Here is an 18,026-nt window from a genome sequence, read left to right as displayed (position 1 = left end):
ATGAAAAGAACATTAGTAATAGGAGACATTCACGGAGGATTTAAAGCTTTGCAGCAGGTTCTTGAAAGGGCAAAGGTCGCTGAAAACGATCAACTGATTTTTCTCGGAGATTATGTGGATGGATGGAGTGAGTCTGCAGAAATTATTCAATTTTTAATGGATCTTTCCCAAAAACAGGAATGTATCTTCATCAAAGGAAATCATGATGCATGGTGTGAAGACTGGCTTTCATTGGGACAAAATCCTGATGTATGGATTTTCAACGGCGGAAAAAGCACTGTAGAAAGCTATGCTGATTATCTTCCGGAAGACCTGGATCTTCACCTCGAATTCTTTCAAAGAATGAAAAATTATCATATTGACGATCAGAACCGCCTGTTTATTCATGCCGGATATGCTTCCATGCACGGCCCGGAAAGAGAAGTCTACTCCAGTAATTATCGCTGGGACAGAACCCTTTGGGAAACCGCAGTAGCAATGGACAAAAAACTGGAAAAGAATTCAGTGTTGTATCCCAAAAGACTACTTTTATATAAAGAAATATTTATCGGACATACACCCACTCTTGATATTGGGATTAGAACGCCGGCCAATAAAGCCAATATCTGGAATATGGATACCGGAGCAGCTTATACCGGAGCTTTATCCATCATGGATATTAATACTAAAGAATTCTGGCAAAGTGATCCGCTGCCTTCCTTATATCCAGAAGAAAAAGGAAGAAATTAAGCGTATAAATAAAATTTTCAAATTTTGACAAACAAACCTAACAGGTTTTCAAAACCTGTTAGGTTTGGGTTTTAAAGTAATTTTGCATTTTCACTTTTTCGCAATTTTGCCTGTCAACACATTCCCATTTTTCACAAAAGATAACTACATTTAAAGCCTGAAAATATCACTTCAATGAAACTGAAATATCTTTTATTTATCCTGAGTTCTACCTTGTTTTTTGCTCAAAAATCATTTCAGACCCCTTTTGAAAAAGGAAATGGCAACCAGACCGTTACCTATGATGAAATGAATAGTTATTACCAGGATCTGGCTAAGAATTTTAATACCATTCAGTATCTTAAAAAGGGGGAAGATGATAATGGAAAACCTATTTATGTTGTAGTTTATAACCCTTTTCCTGAAAAAGACCTTGAAAAATTAAGAAAAGATAAAGCAATTCTCTTTGTCAACAATGGGATTCACCCGGGAGAACCGGACGGAATAGACGCTACCATGATGCTGATGAGAGATCTTGCCACAAAAAAGATTAAAACTCCACAAAATTTTATCATCGCTGCTATTTCAGCTTATAATGTGAGTGGAATGTTGAACAGAGGTTCTTACTCCAGAGCCAATCAGAACGGACCTGAGCAGTATGGTTTCAGAGGAAATACAAGGAATTATGACCTGAACAGAGACTTTATTAAGGCCGATTCTAAAAATGCCAGAAGCTTTCAGGAGATATACCAATGGCTAAAACCGGATGTTTTCATTGACAACCATGTCAGCAACGGTGCTGATTATCAATATACTTTTACCTATATTTCTACCTTTAAAGAACGTCTTGGAAATACTCTGGGGACTTATTTCTATAATGATTATCAGGCTAAAAACCTTGAAGATATGAAGAAGCTGGGCTATGAAAGCACACCTTATGTCAATATTCATGGTGATGTTCCAGAAGTAGGCTTTGCTTCATTTGAAGACTCTCCGAGATACTCCACAGGTTATACATCACTATTCAATTCCTTAGGAACCGTTCCTGAAACCCATATGCTGAAGCCTTATGACAAAAGAGTAGATGCTACTTACAAATATATGCTGGTCAACCTTCAGAATTTAGATAAAGAGTATCGTACTATAAAACAGCTCCGCATTGAAAACTTAAAACAATACCAGGCGGGTAAACAATATGGCATCCGTTGGAAAATTGACTCCACAAAGTTCTCTACTATGGATTTTAAAGGCTATGAAGGAAAATACAAACCCAGTGAAGTTTCCGGAAAGCCAAGGCTGTATTATGACAGAAACAAACCCTTTACAAAGAATATAAAACTCTTTACTACCGCTGTCCCAACAGGATATATTTCCATTCCGAAGTATTATGTAATTCCGCAATCGCAGTACCGTGTGATTGAAGAATTCAGAAGAAATAATATTCAGATGAAACCCATTCAGAAAGACAGTACTTTAGCGGTTGAATCTTATAAAATTAAAGATTTTAAGACCGTTAAAAATCCTTATGAAGGTCATTATCTGCATTTTGAAACGACACTCGATACTTCAAAAAAGAATATAATGTTTTCAGCCGGAGATTATCTGGTTTCTACCAATCAGTCTGGTGTGAAATACATTATAGAAACCCTTGAACCTGAGGCGTTAGACTCTTTTTTTAACTGGAATTTCTTTGATGGAATTTTAGCCCAGAAAGAATACTATTCTGCCTATATTTTTGAGGACACGGCTGCTGGACTGCTGAAAAAAGATCAAAAATTGAAAGAAGCCTTTGAAAAAGCGAAAGCATCCGATAAAAAACTTTCTGAAGATGGAGATGCACAATTAGATTGGGTGTACAGACATTCCCCTTACTTTGAAGAAAAAACTTTCAGACAATATCCTGTTTATAGGGTATTGTAGAGAATTACTCATAAAAGTCAGATTATTTTTATTTTTTTTATAGTGATTTGTTAATCAATGTGTTAGTTTTTTTTATTAAATTAGTATTCAAAACAAAACACTATGAAACAAATTTATCAATTCGTAACATTGCTGTGCTTTGTACCAATAGGTCTGCTGGCACAATATTCTCAAAGTTTTGATTCGGCAACAATGCCTGCCGATTGGACAGTAATTAATGGAGGAGATCCCGGAACCTGGGAAACCTGGACTTCCTATGATTCTTCATTCAATGCACCTCATTCAGGAACCCATTTTCTGGGATTGGAATATGGCAGTACTGCCCATGATGATTATGTCATTAGTCCTGCTATAGTAGTGACTGCAGGAGTATCGGATAAGCTTACTTTCTGGGCAAGAAACAGAGGAGCCGGGCTTGCAGAGACAGTGGATGTAAAAATCTCAACAACAACTCCTACCGTTGCAGGGCTTACCAATACGCTTGCTGCTGCAGTAAAGCCTCCTACTTCATGGAATCAATATACCTATGATCTGACCCCATATGTTGGACAAACTATTTACATTGCTTTTCATTCCACTACAACCGATATCTGGTTTATCGGGATAGATGATTTCCAGATTTCAGCAAACAGTCTATCGGTTTCTGATGCAAAAGCAGATAAAAGCCGGGCATCTATCTATCCAAGTCCGGTAAAAGATATCTTATACATCAAAAATAAAACGAAGATATCTGAAATCAATATTTATGATTTTAATGGAAAACTGGTGAAAAAAGAAATGATGAATTCAGAAAACGGAACGGTAAACGTAAGTGAACTGACTACAGGAAATTATATAGTAAAGGTCAAAGATAAAGAGGCTGAAAAAGGCTATAAGATTATTAAGAAATAAAACCTTTTATAATAGAATAAAAAAAGACGTTTCATCTGAAACGTCTTTTTATTTATTTTGGTAAACCTCTTTTTAAAGCAATTTCTGCCCTTTCAATGGCGAGCTTTTCTTTCCAGTCCATGTATTTACTTTTAAACTGTGATTTCATAACATCGTCAAATTTACGCTGTACAGTAAGATTCCATAAAGAATGAGCTTTTACTGCCCATGATTTGTCCCAGGCTCTTAAAGAAATAGAGAAACTTCCATCCAGATATTTCATCCAGTGCCACCATCCCGTAGGCATGAATAAAGTATCTCCGTGCTCAAGGTAACATTCAATTCCTTCTACACCATCCAGTGCCGGAAACTTTGTGAAGTCTGGATTTTCAATATCATAGTCCTCTAATGCATATGTTGCGTAAGGAATCTGATAAAGTCTTTCTCTCCATTTATAATCGAAAAGAAGAATATGTTTTCTTCCGTTGAAATGAGTATGGAAAATATGCGCCATATCAATATCAAAATGAAGGAATGTTTCAGAACCTTTTCCTCCGAAGAACATATTGGGATATTTATCCAGGAATCCTCCCATAAGCTCTTTAGGAGAAATATAATCTTCCAGAAGAGTCGGAGCAAATTTTATAGGGTCAAAAAGGAATATTCTGAGATCAGTAGGTTCCCGCTGAATGAGATCTATATAATCTCCAAATTTCATTTTTGCGGCAGAAGCATTGATGGGAGCTGAAGGGTCTGCTTTTGAGCTGTCATATAAAGGAACCTCTACATCTCCTACTACCTCCTTCATGTATTCCATCGTCCATTTTTGGTAAGCAGGCCACTTTTTTGCCATATTTTTGATGACAACGGGCCTTCTTGGCTTCAGATATTTTTCGTAGAATTCCTCTTTGGAAATCTCATCTACAACATCTATAGGCTTTAAAATAATTCCCATTTTAGTAAATTTATATGACAAAATTATTAAATAAATGTTAACGAGCCTCCTGTTTAATTTTTTTTTAATCTATGATTCAAATCAGATTTTACTATTTGGAATAGTTAAAAATATTATTTTTTTAGTTAATTGATTAAATTATTCTTTTTGTTGGCAAAATAGAGCCAGATTGACTTTATATTACATCAATGATCTAAAATAGTGCAAGATTTGAACAACAATTTTATTATTGATTGGTATGGAATATTTATTTAATGCATTGTTTTTTTGACAAATCATAAAATCGTAAATTTTAAAAAAGAGATTATGAAATAAATAAAAGTAATTTTTAATATAATTTATCTATAACGTTTTTGTTAAAATACAAAGAAATCAAGGACTATTTTTGTTAATTATAGGTAATAATTTAAAAGAAACTACAATTAGTTTTTTAATAGTTGTAAAAAACAAAATTATAACTATGTTTGTAGTGATAAAAGATTTAACTTTTAGATATAAAAGCCATCTTTATAAAAGTGTAACAAAAAACTACAATGATTAACTAATTGAGCAAATAATAAGTATGAAAAAAAATATTTCCTTATTTCTGATGCTTTTCTTTACTGTGCTCACTTTTGCACAAAAGACCGTTTCGGGAAAGATTACTGATGATGACGGGGTAGCAATACCAAGCGCCAGTGTTACTGTAGAAGAACCAGGTAAAGACGCTATTTTGGCTTACGGAATTACCAATTCTAAAGGGGAATACAAAGTGACCTTCACATCAGGTGAGGCTAATGTGGATCTAAAAGTGAAAGCATTCAATCAGAAACCTCTCACTAAGCAAATCAGTAACAGCGACCAGACGTTGAATTTTAAAATGCAGTCTGAAGCTACAGAAATTAAAGAAGTTCAGCTGAAAACAAAAATGATTACAGCCAGAGGTGATACCATTTCTTATGATCTTAAAGCGTTCAATTCCAAAAATGATAGAACTCTTGCTGATGTTATGAAAAAAATTCCCGGAATTGAAGTAAACAATGATGGAACAATTCTATATCAGGGAAATGCCATTAATAAATTCTATGTCAATGGGAAAGACCTGATGGAAGGCGGTTATGGAACAATTAACAACTCCCTTCCAAAAGATGCTGTACAGAAAGTAGAAGTACTGGAAAATCATCAACCGGTAAAAATCCTGCAGGATAAAGTCCCTTCAGATCAGGCCGCTATCAATATCAAGCTTAAAAACTCTGTAACCATGACAGGTAGAGGAGAAGTAGGAACCGGTTTCGGAGACCCATGGCTTTGGAATGTAAAACTGACTCCTATGTTTTTCGGACAGAAAAGCCAGTGGGTAGTCAATTACAAGACCAATAACATGGGCGAGCAGGTTGAAAATGAGGGGAATATTCTGGCGTTTGGAAATAGATTTGAAGGAAAAAGAATTAATGCCTCTCAAAATGATTGGCTAAATGTAGAAAATGGAGATGCTCCTAATCTTCCGGTGAAAAGATATCTGATGAATAATGTTCATTATTTATCTGCCAATTATCTTACCAACATTGATAAGAAAAAGGAATGGGAGCTTAAAGCGAATGCAAATTATACCAACAATGCTGTAGAGAGAGAGTCTTATAGCCAGACAGATTATTTTGGAGGAGCTTCTACTATTATAAAAACCCTGAATAATTTTTATACAGATAAAGCAAAAGGAGAATTAATATTTACAAAGAATGCCAAAAAAGGATTCTTTAAAAACACCACAAGCTTCTCTCAATATTGGAATGCAGATAGAGGAATTGTTGACAGAACAGATGCAAAAACAGGTATACAAAGAAATGCTAATGAGGGAGTTGAATCTCCTACAACATCATTCCAGAACTCATTGAGTACCATTATTCCATGGAAGGAAAAAATGGTAAATCTCTTATCTTATGTGAGCTACCAAACAGATAGACAGACTTTGGAAGTTTCTCCGTCATCTTATTTGGATATCCCTGGATTTAAACCAGTACCTAATACAGAGTTTGCTACACAGAGTTTAAGACTTAAAACTTTTGAAGCTAATCATTCTGCTAATATTGGTTTTTCTGCCAAAGGATGGACATTTACTCCTGAAGTCGGATTTAATTTTAAAAGTACGGGTCTGATGTCTGATTTGTTAAATGTGAAAGCAATCCCATCTACCAATCCTGATATTCAAGATCCCAAACCAGAGGCATATAGTAATGATTTAAATTACACCATAGCTACACCATACGGAAGTTTAGGGATAAATTATAAAAGTGAATCATGGATGATCTATGCTAATCTTCCGGTAAACTCAAACAATATTAAAGCGGATGATCCATTAAGACTCGTTTCAAAATCTGTAAATAAAGTAACCTTTGAACCTAATATTTTTGCACAATATTCATTTGCTTCATTCTGGAAAGCATCCGTAAATGCTAATATTAATAATAATTTTGGAGAAATAAATACAGCATATTCAGGGTTCTTAATGACGTCACCTGAGGGAATTAGAGCAATGGATGTTAACAATCCAATTCCTCAGAATAACAATAAATCTGCAGGAACAAGAATAGAATACAGAAATCCATTAAATAATTTATTCTTCAATGTTAATTACAGATATTCTGATGCAAAGAGAAACTTAATTTCGAATCCAGTGATTAATGGCGGCGGATATACCATAATGAAATATAAAGAGCAGGACAATCATGTATTAAATAATGGATATAGCGTAGAAGTTGGAAAATATTTTCCAAAGTTTAAAACGAACGCATCTCTTAGCTATAGCAACAATACGACAGAATCTGATGCCTTTTTGAATGATAAATCCTATACCAATAAAAACAACGGCCAGTCATTTGGAATTAAATTTAATAATACCTATTTCAGTTGGATGAGCGTTGATTATAATGCAAGTCTTACCAGAACAAAACAAACAAGTGTTGGAGAATTAAACTCAAATGCTACCAGAACAGGATTTACCCATAATCTAGGGATTTTCTTCTATCCTATGGAAAGTCATACTGTTGGATTCAATTGGGATCAGGTAAATACAAATGCAGCAGGTCAAAAATATCATAATGGATTCTATGATCTTTCATATCAGTTTACTTGGACTAAAAAGAAAATTGATTTTGAATTGAAATGGATGAATATCGCGAACAAAAAAGTTTTTGAAACCTATAATATTAATACTATAAATATTGAGTATACAAGATATCAGCTTCGCCCTAGTCAAGTTATGTTAACAGTAAAATTCAATTTTAAATAATAAGAAAACCAATCCGTCAGGATTGGTTTTTTGTTGAGATATAATGATGTATTAAAATTAAAAGCTTTGCTGGTCAGCCGAAGGCCCATAGCTTCCCGGCAAAGGAATGTTGTTCAGTCTGTAATACACACCCAGTTGAGCCCTGTGATGGGTAATCTGATTTAAAGCATGTCGGATCGCCCCATATTTACTCCAGCTTGCCAGTTCATGGCCGTCATTTTTAATAGTCCAGCTGGGATTTAGATCATCTTCAGTACTGTTTTCCAATGCAGTTTTTGCTGACTGATAATCATCCTCCAGTTTTTTCATAAGATCTTCTTTTGTTGAAAGAACTGTTGGTTTATAATCGCCTTTACCAAAATCCAGTTCAGAAGTTTTCAAAATAGTGTTTGGCCATTCAAAAACTTCTACAAGATGAGTGGCAAGAGGCATCATTTTCATACTTTTTTCATGGGGAGCGAAATCATTTTTTCCTTCAGGAAACAATTCAATAAACTTTTTTGTGGTTTTAAATTCTCCTTCCAGTTCGGATTTTAATTGAGATAAAGTGTCCATAATGTTTTGTTTTTTAGAAACTTAAAGGTAAGTGTTTTGAAAATGAAAATGTTTTAAGAGAATCATAATTTTTTACGATCCTCTACAATATGGAATACATCAACAGATCCTTCAAAAAAATAAAATTTGAAAAAAAGTGTAACAAAATCACAACAACCGGTACTAATTATATAAACTTGCTACAATGAAAAAGTTATTCTCCGTATTTCTTATTGCTCTTTTTGCCTTTGCGGGAGCTCAGGAGTCAAAAGAAACAGCTAACCGTTTCTTTTATGAACTGACTTTTAAACCTAAGAAAGATTCAGCGAAGCTGGATAAGGTCATTACAATTTTAGATATTACACCTAAGAAATCAATCTATCAGGATTATACCATGCCAGCGCAGGATTCCATCATTAAAGTTCAGGTAGAAGAGATGGAAAAGACTAAGACTTTCAAGGACATGAGTAAGATGATAAGATGGCCGAAATTTTCCTATAAAATCATCAAAAATTATCCTGAAATGAAGATGCAGTATGTTGACAAAATCAGCAGAAATTTTTTCTCTTATGATGATGATGTAAAATTACAGTGGAATATTTTACCTGAAAAACAAAAAATAGGTACTTATAATGCCCAAAAAGCAACCACAGAGTTTGGAGGAAGAACCTGGACAGCTTGGTTCAGTTCAGATATTCCTTTTCAGGATGGACCCTATAAATTCTATGGCCTACCAGGTTTAATTGTAAAAGTAGAAGATACGGATAAAAATTATTCTTGGCAGTTAAGCGGAAACAAAAAAATAGAAAACTATGACGAGATTTCTTATGCTGATAAAATTAATGCCAAAATGGGAATGTCTAGTAATTCTATAACTCCGACAACTAAAGAAAAATTTCAAAAATCATATGATGCCTTTAAGGCAGATCCTTTTGCGGAATCACGTCCTTATATGACTGCTGAAACAATGAGTAAACCAATGCCAGGTACGGATGGAACAATTGGAGACTTTATGAAGAGAATGGAAAAGCAAGTGAAAGATTTCTTCGGAGCCAATAACAATCCAATAGAAAAAGAGCAAGCTTCTGAGAAGAAGAAAAAATAAGCATTCATATCAACTAAATTATATTTTGAATCACCCCAGATACAGCAATGTATTTGGGGTGATTTCTTTTATGTCAAAACGTTATTTAGATTAAATTTAAATAGCGTATATTTGCAGGACTAAAAATTAGGCTTTGAAAGAGAAAGGATTACATAAATTAAGTGGATTCCCTAAAAACAAAATGGGGAAGATATTGGGGTATGATAATGACCATCTTAAAATGCCCAATAAAATCATTGAAATGGGGCTTCTTCCGGAAACCGCTTTCAGGATTTTGTATCAGGCTCCGTTCAATGGGCCCATGTATGTAGAATTTGGAGCAGAAAAAAGCCGGATTGCTCTTCGTGAGGAAGAAGGAGATTACATCATTGTTGAAGAATTGAATTAATGCAGGAAAACAAGAAAAAACAGATACTTTTAGTCGGAAATCCTAATGTAGGAAAGTCAACGGTTTTTAATACGCTTTGTAACAAAAAGCAGAAAACCGGAAACTATGCCGGCGTTACCGTTGCAAGCCATTCGGGGAACTATACCTATAAAGATCAGGATGTTGAGGTTATTGACCTTCCGGGTTCTTACAGCGTATATCCGAGCTCAGAAGATGAAGCTATTTTTTCCAAATACCTTATTGACGAGCAGAAAAACTATGCAGGTGTTGTGTATATTCTTGAAGCATTAAGTTTAAAAAGAGGGCTGCTTCTGTTTCAGCAGATTCAGGACCTTGGTATTCCAATGATTCTGATTGTCAATCAGATTGATCAGGCGGAAAGAAGAGGAATCTCCATTGATATTCAAAAATTTTCCGAAGCATTAGGAATTAAAATTATTCAGACCAATGCCAAGGAGCAGATCGGGATTGAGGAAGTAAGAGAAGCTGTTTATAACAATGAATTTGTAAAAACAGATAAGGTTTCTTTTGAAACACCGAACGAACATAGAGATTTTATTCAGAAACTGGCAGCGCATAAAGGTTTCGATAATGAATATAAAGCCTGGATGAGCCTTTCACTGGGTACTGACCTGGGCAGAATAAGTTCTGTAATGGAACAGCTGAATGAGGCAGATACAAAAAGCCTGGTTCCAAAAAGATTACAGGTTCAGGAAACGGTAAGAAGATATCAGAATGTAGACAGAATACTGGAAGATGTAATTTCTAAAAAAGCTCAATTCAAAGAATTATTAACCGAAAAACTGGATAAAGTTTTAGTACATAAATTCTGGGGTTATGTAGTCTTTTTAGCTATTTTGCTGATTATTTTCCAAAGCGTTTTCTTTCTGGCAGAATATCCAATGAGTTGGATAGAAGAAACATTCTCATGGCTGGCAGCATTTACAAGCGAACACCTTCCGGAAGGACCTGTTAATTCACTTGTTTCCAACGGAATTGTTCCCGGAATTGGAGGGATTGTGGTTTTTGCACCACAGATCGGAATCCTGTTGTATTTCCTTTATCTGCTGGAAGACTCAGGATATATGGCAAGAGTTGTATTTCTGATGGACAGATTGCTTCGTCCCTTTGGACTTAACGGAAAAAGTATTGTCCCACTTGTATCAGGAACGGCCTGTGCTATTCCTGCGGTAATCTCTACCAGAAACATTGAAAACGTGAAAGAAAGATTGCTGACGATATTGGTAACGCCATTTATGACCTGTTCTGCGAGACTTCCGGTGTACAGTATTATTATTGGGCTGATCATCTCAGAAGGAACATTTTTAGGAATAAAATATAAGGCGCTGGTTCTGATGGGAATGTATCTTCTGGGCTTCCTGGTTGCTTTATTCTCAGCAGCAATCCTTAAAAGATTTATTAAAAGTAAAGGAAAAACATATCTGGTAATGGACCTTCCTGCTTATAAAAAACCACTTTTCGGGTATGACTTTAAAATGGTTTTAGGAAAAGTATGGGACTTTATTACAGGAGCCGGAAAAATCATTTTCATTGTAAGTGTCATCATCTGGTTCCTGAGTTATTTCGGGCCAAGCCAGAAAACAAATGAACTGGTCGCTACAGACGTTCATCTGGATCATTCTTACCTTGCCAAAATGGGTAAAGGAATAGAACCTGTAATCGCTCCACTGGGCTACGACTGGAAAATGGGAGTGGGAATTCTTACTAGTTTCGTGGCAAGAGAAGTGTTCGTAGGAACAATGTCTACCCTTTACAGTCTGGAGGATGACGCTCCGGAAGTAAAAGTAATTGATAAAATGAGAAGAGATGTGAAACCAAACGGAGAAAAAGTCTTCAGTTTTGCAACCGGAATCTCGGTTCTTCTATTCTATGCATTTGCAATGCAGTGTGTTTCTACACTTGCAGTAGTCTACAGAGAAACCAAAAGCTGGAAATGGACCGGCTTTCAGGTGGTTATGATGACAGGTTTGGCATATTTTGTGTCGATGATAGTATATCAGATTTTAAAGTAATGGACTCATCACTAATTTTTCAGTACGTACTTATCCTATTAATTGTAGCATTCGCCTGTTACTCTTTATTTAAAGTACTTAAAAAGAATTTCGCACCTAAGAAATTCAGCTCCAAAAGAACAAACTGCGATAAAGATTGTGGCTGTTCTTAATTTTAGGTTTATCGGATAATTGAAAAAAATGTAGTAATTTCATTTTTCTAATGTAAATTATTAATTTGAATTTCTTAAAAACAGGTTCTCTAGTCCTATTTTCTTTATTCGGGGCTCAGGGTAAAGCACAATCCGATACCATAAATACTAAGTCTTATGCAGACCAGGTAATGGTTCGTGTGAATCTTGATACCAATATTGAGAACTATGTTTTTTCATCAGGAGAAGGAAAGAGTGCCTTCAAGATGGACCTGTCAATCAACAATAAAACCAAAACATCATTTTCAATTGATTATAGAATAATAAGTGCGACAGTATCTTTTGCTCCCAGATTTTTAGATGGAAATAATGATGATGAAATGAAGGGAGAAAGTTCTTATACCGATTTTAGTTTCAGGTTTTTTCCCGGAAGATTTATCCAGAATGTTTATTATAAAAATGTAAGTGGTTTTTATGTGGAAAACATGAAAGACCTGTCTCCGGAATGGCAGGAAGGAAGAGATCCCTATATTCAGTTTCCTGATTTAAGAGTACAAACCTTTGGAGGATCTACCTCCTATATTCTCAATAAAAACTTTTCAGCAAGAAGTATCTACACGCAGGGAGAATGGCAGTATAAAAGCAGCGGAAGCTGGGTTCCTTTTGTGGACTATGACCTTACTATTTTCAGAAATAAAATTGATGGTGTAAAAAGCAAAGAGACGCAATATAATATCGGAGGGAATATCGGATATTTCTATAATTGGGTAATAGGCAAGAATGTCAATATTTCACCTTATCTGGCTGCTGGAATAGGAGGGAAATTCTCAAGTTACAGAGATCTTGATAACGGAGGATCCAAAGAAAATGCGCAGTATGCAACGATAAGAATGCAGGGTGGGCTTCATATTGGTTATAATACAGATCGGTTTTTATTTGGTGGTAAAATGAATTTTAATACGCATGCCTATGACCAGAAAAATAACCAGACCGTAGAAAATAATAACCTATATGGTTTGTTATACATAGGTTATCGTTTTGCGCCACCAAAAGTTGTAAAAAATACCTACGATAAAATCCAAAAAAAGATTCCCGTTCTATAAGTTGAAAGGTCTTTTAAGTATCTTTGCGTTGGAAAATTTAGAAAGAACAAAATAAAAGTAAAAACATCATGTCATTAATAAAATCTATTTCCGGAATTCGCGGAACCATTGGCGGTAAAGTAAGTGATAACTTAACACCGCTGGATGTAGTAAAATTCGCTTCCGCATTCGGAACCTGGCTTCAGAATAATAAAAATAAAAAAGACCTTACCCTTGTCATCGGAAGAGATGCCAGAATTTCTGGTCAGATGGTTTCTTCTTTGGTAACTGCTACATTGCAGGGATTGGGAATAAATGTAATAGACCTTGGACTTTCTACAACACCTACAGTGGAAATAATGGTTCCTGAACTTAATGCAGACGGAGGAATCATCCTTACCGCTTCCCACAATCCAAAACAGTGGAATGCACTTAAGTTATTAAACGAAAAAGGAGAATTCATCACCGGGGAAAACGGAGCTGAAGTACTGGCTTTGGCAGAAAGTGAAGACTTCAACTATGCAGAAGTAGATGATCTTGGAAAATATGAAACAAGAGACGATGCTTTTGATATCCATATCCAGCAGATTCTGGATTTACCCATGGTAGATGTAGAAGCAATCAAAGCTAAAAACTTTAAAGTAGCCCTGGATGCGGTAAACTCTACAGGAGGTATTGCCATTCCTATGCTTTTGGACAAATTAGGTTGTGAAACCATTAAATTATACTGTGAGCCTACAGGCCATTTCCCACACAATCCTGAACCTTTGAAAGAACATTTGGGAGACATCTGCGAATTGATGAAAAAAGAAAATGCAGACGTAGGAGTAGTGGTAGATCCGGATGTAGACAGATTAGCTCTGATTGATGAAAAAGGTGAAATGTTTGGTGAAGAGTATACATTGGTTGCAGTTGCTGATTACTTATTGAAACACAAAAAAGGAGCAGCTATTTCCAATCTTTCTTCCAGCCGTGCTTTGAGAGATGTTGCACGTTCGCATGACTCAGAATATTTTGCCAGTGCTGTGGGAGAAGTAAACGTTGTTACTTTAATGAAAGAGAAAAATGCAGTCATTGGAGGAGAAGGAAACGGGGGAATTATCTATCCTGATTTACATTATGGAAGAGACTCTTTAGTAGGAGTAGCTTTATTTTTAACTCATTTGGCCAAAGAAAACAAAACAGTCTCTGAGCTAAGAGCAGGATATCCAAGTTATTTCATGGGTAAAAAGAAAATAGAACTGACTCCGGAAATTGATGTAGACGCTATCTTAAGCAAAATGGAGCAGGAATATCAGAATGAAGACGTTTCTACTGTAGACGGCGTTAAAATAGACTTTGAAAACAACTGGGTTCACCTTAGAAAATCTAATACAGAACCGATTATCAGAATTTATACAGAAGCTCACTCTCAGGAAGAAGCAGATCAGTTAGGTGATGATATCATTGCTAAAATTAAAAGTTTAATCTAAAATATATAAGAACGGACATTTGTTCCGTTCTTTTTTTATATCAGGTATGTTTGAGCATATTAAAAACAGGTTTCCTTTCCCTAAAGAAAAATGGAGAAAATTTCTGGGCAGCTTTGAACGTATGGAAGTTCCAGCCAAAACCTTGCTTTTAAAAGAAGATGAGGTTTCCTGCAATGCCTATTATATTGAAAAAGGAATCGTAAGAGCCTGGTATAATAATGACGGAAAAGATGTCACTTTCCAGTTTTTTCTTGAAAATACAATGTTTTCCTCCCTTGAAAGCTTCAAAAAAGGCTTACCGAGTATGGTGTCATTTGAAACCATAGAACCCTGCATCTTATACAAAATTGATAAACCCGATGTAGAGGCCTTCCTGGATGACGTCTATGAAAATCCTGAGCTCAGAAACCTGTTTATGGATGCTCTTTTTGAAAGGGTATTCGATTATATGAAACATTTCTTTTCCTTTATTAAAGATACACCACAGCAGCGGTATATCAATCTGACCAAAACCAAGCCGGAAATTATTAAAAGAGTTCCCCAACATTATATTGCTTCCTATCTGGGCATTACGACGGTGCATCTCAGCAGGATCAAAAGCAAAATATTGAAAGAGAGACTGGGATAAGCAGGAAGATGGAAGCCAGAAGCCGGAAGTTTAAAAAGGGACTGTATAAATTTTGGCTCATCTTAAACGCAAGGTTTGCAAAGAATAATACATGTTGTTGAATAAGGTCGCAAAGGCGTTTCCCTCAGCAACGATTGTTCATTGCTGAACGAAGTGCCCTTGCGAACAAATAATAATCACAATATCATGTTCCTGGCGTGCTCCGCGTTTTAAATCTATTATCGGGGTTATAACTTTTTCCCTCATTCTTCCAGCTTCCTTTCCCAAACTGATAACAAATGTTATCGTTTCATAGCATTCATCCCTTATAATTTTGTATAAAAATTAAAAGAATGAAAGCAGCAGTAGTATTTGATAAAGCAAGTATTCCTCAATATGCAGATTTCCCGGAACCGGAAACAATACAGGAAAATGAAATTTTAGTATCTGTAAAAGCAGCGTCTATTAAAAATCTTGACAAAGCCAGAGCAGGAGGAAATCATTATTCAACAGAAAATAAGGAACATCAGCCTACAATTATAGGGACCGATGGAGCAGGATATCTGGAGAATGGAAATAAAGTCTATTTTTTCAGTAAGAAAGGAACCGTAGCTGAAAAAGCGGTGGCCGATAAAAAAATGATGGTCCCGATTCCGGAAGAACTGGATTTTTCTATAGCAGCAGCATTACCCAACGCGGTTATGGGATCAGCAATGGCTTTAAAATTCAAGGCGGGATTGCAGCCTGGAAATACAGTATTGATCAATGGAGCAACAGGAGTTACAGGAAGAATTGCCGTCCAGATTGCCAAATTATATGGCGCCCGAAAGATCATCGTTACCGGAAGAAATGAAGAATCCTTGCAGGCTTTGCGTGAACTGGGAGCTGATGAGGTGGTTTCTCTCAAACAGGATGATCATGACTTTAAACAAAAAATAAAAGAAATTCACCAGCAGACTCCTATAGATGTTGTTTTGGACTATATCTGGGGCCATTCTGTAGAAATGATATTGTCCGCTTTCAAAGGAGACGGAACGTTTTCCCACAAAACAAAACTGGTAACAATAGGAGGAATGAGCGGTGATACCACTCAACTGTCTTCACAGATTCTCAGAGGAACTGATATTCAGATTTCAGGATCAGGATTGGGCAGCTGGACGAAAGAAGAATCTGCGCGGCTGTTTACTGAAATCATTCCGGAAATGTATCAGGCAGCCGTAGAAGGAAAAATTAAAATGGAAACAGAAGACGTTGATATTAAAAATATCGAAACCGTGTGGAATGCTGAGATACAAAGCGGAAAACGTCTGGTCATAAGAATTTAACCCCAATTTCCATTTTTTTATCCACAATCCTTTTATCGGTTTTCTTTTTTTACTATTTTTATAATAGAAATTTATGAACTGGAAAATTCAAAAAAAAGTTGCAACTTTGCATAAATATTTGAATATCAGTTTCAGATGTATTATTAACTAACCGTTTGCCGAGGTTTGTAAGCAAATTCAGACATCAGGCCGACAAAGAGGACACTATTGGAAGAGTATTTTGGAAATGAACTTGTAAAAAAGTTCGAGGAAATGATGGAAAACAATGACGAATTCTACTTTGATACAGAAGAGTTGGAAGACATTATTGTTTATTATTTGGAGCTTGGTGATTTTAATTACGCTGATATGGCGGTTAATTATGGACTTAAGCTTCATCCCAATTCATTGGATATCAAGATCAAAAGACTTGAGATCCTTTTGGAGTGGGAAGACTATAATATGGCGAAGGAACTTATCAACGAGCTGAAAGGTGCTTCTATGGAGAACACAGACTTTTTGGTTTGTTACGCTAAATATTATTCGAGCTTAGGAAATCCCAGAAAATCCATTGAAATTTGTAAAAAAGCTTTGACATTAGAGGAAGAAGAAAACTTTCTCCACAACTTTATTGCGGATGAATATGTGAATCTCGGAGATCCTTTTAACGCACTTAAACATTACAGAAAAGCACTGAAAGAAGATCCTACGGATGAATATTCGCTGGAAAACTGTATGGTGTGCTTCAGTGACCTGAATAAGAGCGAGGAGGCTATAGCCTTTCTTAATGAATATTTAGATGAATTCCCTTATTCTGAAACCGCCTGGTTTGAATACGGACAATTCTATTTCAACAGAAAAAATTATGATGAAGCCATAAGAGGCTACGATTATTTGTTGGCAATCAACTCAAACTCTGTAGGAGTATATGCTAATAAATCAGCCTGTTATGAAGCTATGGGACAATACCAGAAAGCTATTGAGACTTATGAAGAAATGCTGGAGCTGGAATACACGAAAGCATTTACTTTTTATAAGATCGGTTTGTGCAATAAGGCATTAAAACAGCCTATTTTAGCTTTAAATGCATTCCAGAAATCATTGAGAGAAGACCCTCAGTTTTATCTTGCGATGATGGAGCAGTCTTATCTTTACGAAGAAATGGGCGGAATGTCTGAAGCATTGCATTATGCCAAAGAAGCTACCCAGCTGAATGAAAATAACCTTGACTACCAAAAAAGGCTAGCGTTTCTTTTCATCGATTCAGGGAAGTTTGAAGAAAGCCTTTCCTGTCTTAAAAAGCTGGTGGATGCAGAGCCTACAAGGTTCTACAACTGGTATGCCTACTCAGAAGTTTTGATGTTGGTAGGAGAGTACGAAGATGCAGTAACTGTTTTGAACAGTGCCATAAAAAAACATCACAGAGCTGAGCTGTTTTATCAGTTGAGTAACTGTTTTTTCAATCTGAAAGATCAGGATAAAGGAACAGAATCACTTCAGAAAGCGTTAGACCTTGATCCGTCTTTAGTTAAGGATATGCAGAAAAAATATCCTTTCATTAAAGATGAAGTGAAAAAGGTTAAAGCGACTAAAGTGAAGAAAAAGAACTAGATTAATCTAAAAATAATAGAAAAACCTGCAGAAGTGCAGGT

At 35.7% G+C, this 18,026-nt stretch carries 14 protein-coding genes; 12 read left to right on the top strand and 2 right to left on the bottom strand.

Annotation, left to right across the window (positions count from 1 at the left end; all coding sequences use genetic code 11):
- From DYR29_RS15115 to DYR29_RS15105, 3 genes are all read left to right on the top strand, one after another.
- Positions 1 to 729, top strand: coding sequence for a metallophosphoesterase family protein (locus DYR29_RS15115; protein WP_213277517.1), 729 nt, complete (start codon positions 1 to 3; stop codon positions 727 to 729).
- Positions 730 to 903: 174 nt separating this feature from the next.
- Entirely contained in the window at positions 904 to 2,628 is a 1,725-nt protein-coding gene (locus tag DYR29_RS15110; RefSeq protein ID WP_213277516.1) for a hypothetical protein, read from the top strand.
- Between the two features lie 102 nt (positions 2,629 to 2,730).
- The gene (locus tag DYR29_RS15105) at positions 2,731 to 3,519 is read left to right on the top strand and encodes a T9SS-dependent choice-of-anchor J family protein (protein WP_213277515.1); all 789 of its coding nucleotides are present in this window, start codon (positions 2,731 to 2,733) and stop codon (positions 3,517 to 3,519) included.
- 52 nt (positions 3,520 to 3,571) lie between these two features.
- On the opposite strand, the gene DYR29_RS15100 is transcribed toward DYR29_RS15105, so the two are convergent.
- Positions 3,572 to 4,453 carry a cupin-like domain-containing protein gene (locus tag DYR29_RS15100; protein WP_213277514.1) on the bottom strand — a complete coding sequence of 294 codons (882 nt, stop codon included), beginning with the start codon at positions 4,451 to 4,453 and terminating at the stop codon, positions 3,572 to 3,574.
- A 562-nt stretch (positions 4,454 to 5,015) separates the two neighbouring features.
- On the opposite strand from DYR29_RS15100, the gene DYR29_RS15095 reads away from it, so the two are divergent.
- Positions 5,016 to 7,718, top strand: coding sequence for a hypothetical protein (locus DYR29_RS15095; RefSeq protein ID WP_213277513.1), 2,703 nt, complete (start codon positions 5,016 to 5,018; stop codon positions 7,716 to 7,718).
- A 57-nt stretch (positions 7,719 to 7,775) separates the two neighbouring features.
- Here DYR29_RS15095 and DYR29_RS15090 read toward each other — a convergent pair whose 3' ends face one another.
- Positions 7,776 to 8,273: a DinB family protein gene (locus DYR29_RS15090; protein ID WP_047421998.1), complete on the bottom strand. Its 498-nt coding sequence runs from the start codon at positions 8,271 to 8,273 to the stop codon at positions 7,776 to 7,778.
- A 184-nt stretch (positions 8,274 to 8,457) separates the two neighbouring features.
- Here DYR29_RS15090 and DYR29_RS15085 point away from each other — a divergent pair, with 184 nt between their 5' ends.
- The 8 genes from DYR29_RS15085 (at position 8,458) to DYR29_RS15050 (ending at position 17,985) form a co-directional block, all read left to right on the top strand.
- Positions 8,458 to 9,357 (top strand): GLPGLI family protein, encoded by a 900-nt coding sequence (locus DYR29_RS15085; protein ID WP_213277512.1) that lies wholly within the window; start codon positions 8,458 to 8,460, stop codon positions 9,355 to 9,357.
- Positions 9,358 to 9,538: 181 nt separating this feature from the next.
- On the top strand, positions 9,539 to 9,745 hold the full coding sequence (locus DYR29_RS15080) for a FeoA family protein (RefSeq protein ID WP_052186375.1): 207 nt from the start codon (positions 9,539 to 9,541) through the stop codon (positions 9,743 to 9,745).
- On the top strand, positions 9,745 to 11,778 hold the full coding sequence (gene feoB, locus DYR29_RS15075; RefSeq protein ID WP_213277511.1) for a ferrous iron transport protein B: 2,034 nt from the start codon (positions 9,745 to 9,747) through the stop codon (positions 11,776 to 11,778). The genes DYR29_RS15080 and feoB overlap by 1 nt, the downstream gene beginning before the upstream one ends.
- A gap of 217 nt (positions 11,779 to 11,995) precedes the next feature.
- On the top strand, positions 11,996 to 13,012 hold the full coding sequence (locus tag DYR29_RS15070; protein WP_213277510.1) for a DUF4421 family protein: 1,017 nt from the start codon (positions 11,996 to 11,998) through the stop codon (positions 13,010 to 13,012).
- Between the two features lie 68 nt (positions 13,013 to 13,080).
- A complete protein-coding gene (glmM, locus tag DYR29_RS15065) occupies positions 13,081 to 14,463 on the top strand; it encodes a phosphoglucosamine mutase (protein ID WP_213277509.1) in 1,383 nt (460 codons plus the stop codon).
- Positions 14,464 to 14,509: 46 nt separating this feature from the next.
- Positions 14,510 to 15,091, top strand: a complete 582-nt coding sequence (locus DYR29_RS15060; RefSeq protein ID WP_213277508.1) for a Crp/Fnr family transcriptional regulator — start codon at positions 14,510 to 14,512, stop codon at positions 15,089 to 15,091.
- A gap of 332 nt (positions 15,092 to 15,423) precedes the next feature.
- On the top strand, positions 15,424 to 16,395 hold the full coding sequence (locus DYR29_RS15055; RefSeq protein WP_213277507.1) for a quinone oxidoreductase family protein: 972 nt from the start codon (positions 15,424 to 15,426) through the stop codon (positions 16,393 to 16,395).
- Between the two features lie 207 nt (positions 16,396 to 16,602).
- Entirely contained in the window at positions 16,603 to 17,985 is a 1,383-nt protein-coding gene (locus tag DYR29_RS15050) for a tetratricopeptide repeat protein (RefSeq protein ID WP_047421987.1), read from the top strand.
- Positions 17,986 to 18,026 lie beyond the last annotated feature (41 nt).

The organism is Chryseobacterium indologenes, assembly GCF_018362995.1.
Classification (GTDB): Bacteria; Bacteroidota; Bacteroidia; order Flavobacteriales; family Weeksellaceae; genus Chryseobacterium; species Chryseobacterium indologenes_G.
This window is presented reverse-complemented; position numbering and strand designations above follow the sequence as displayed.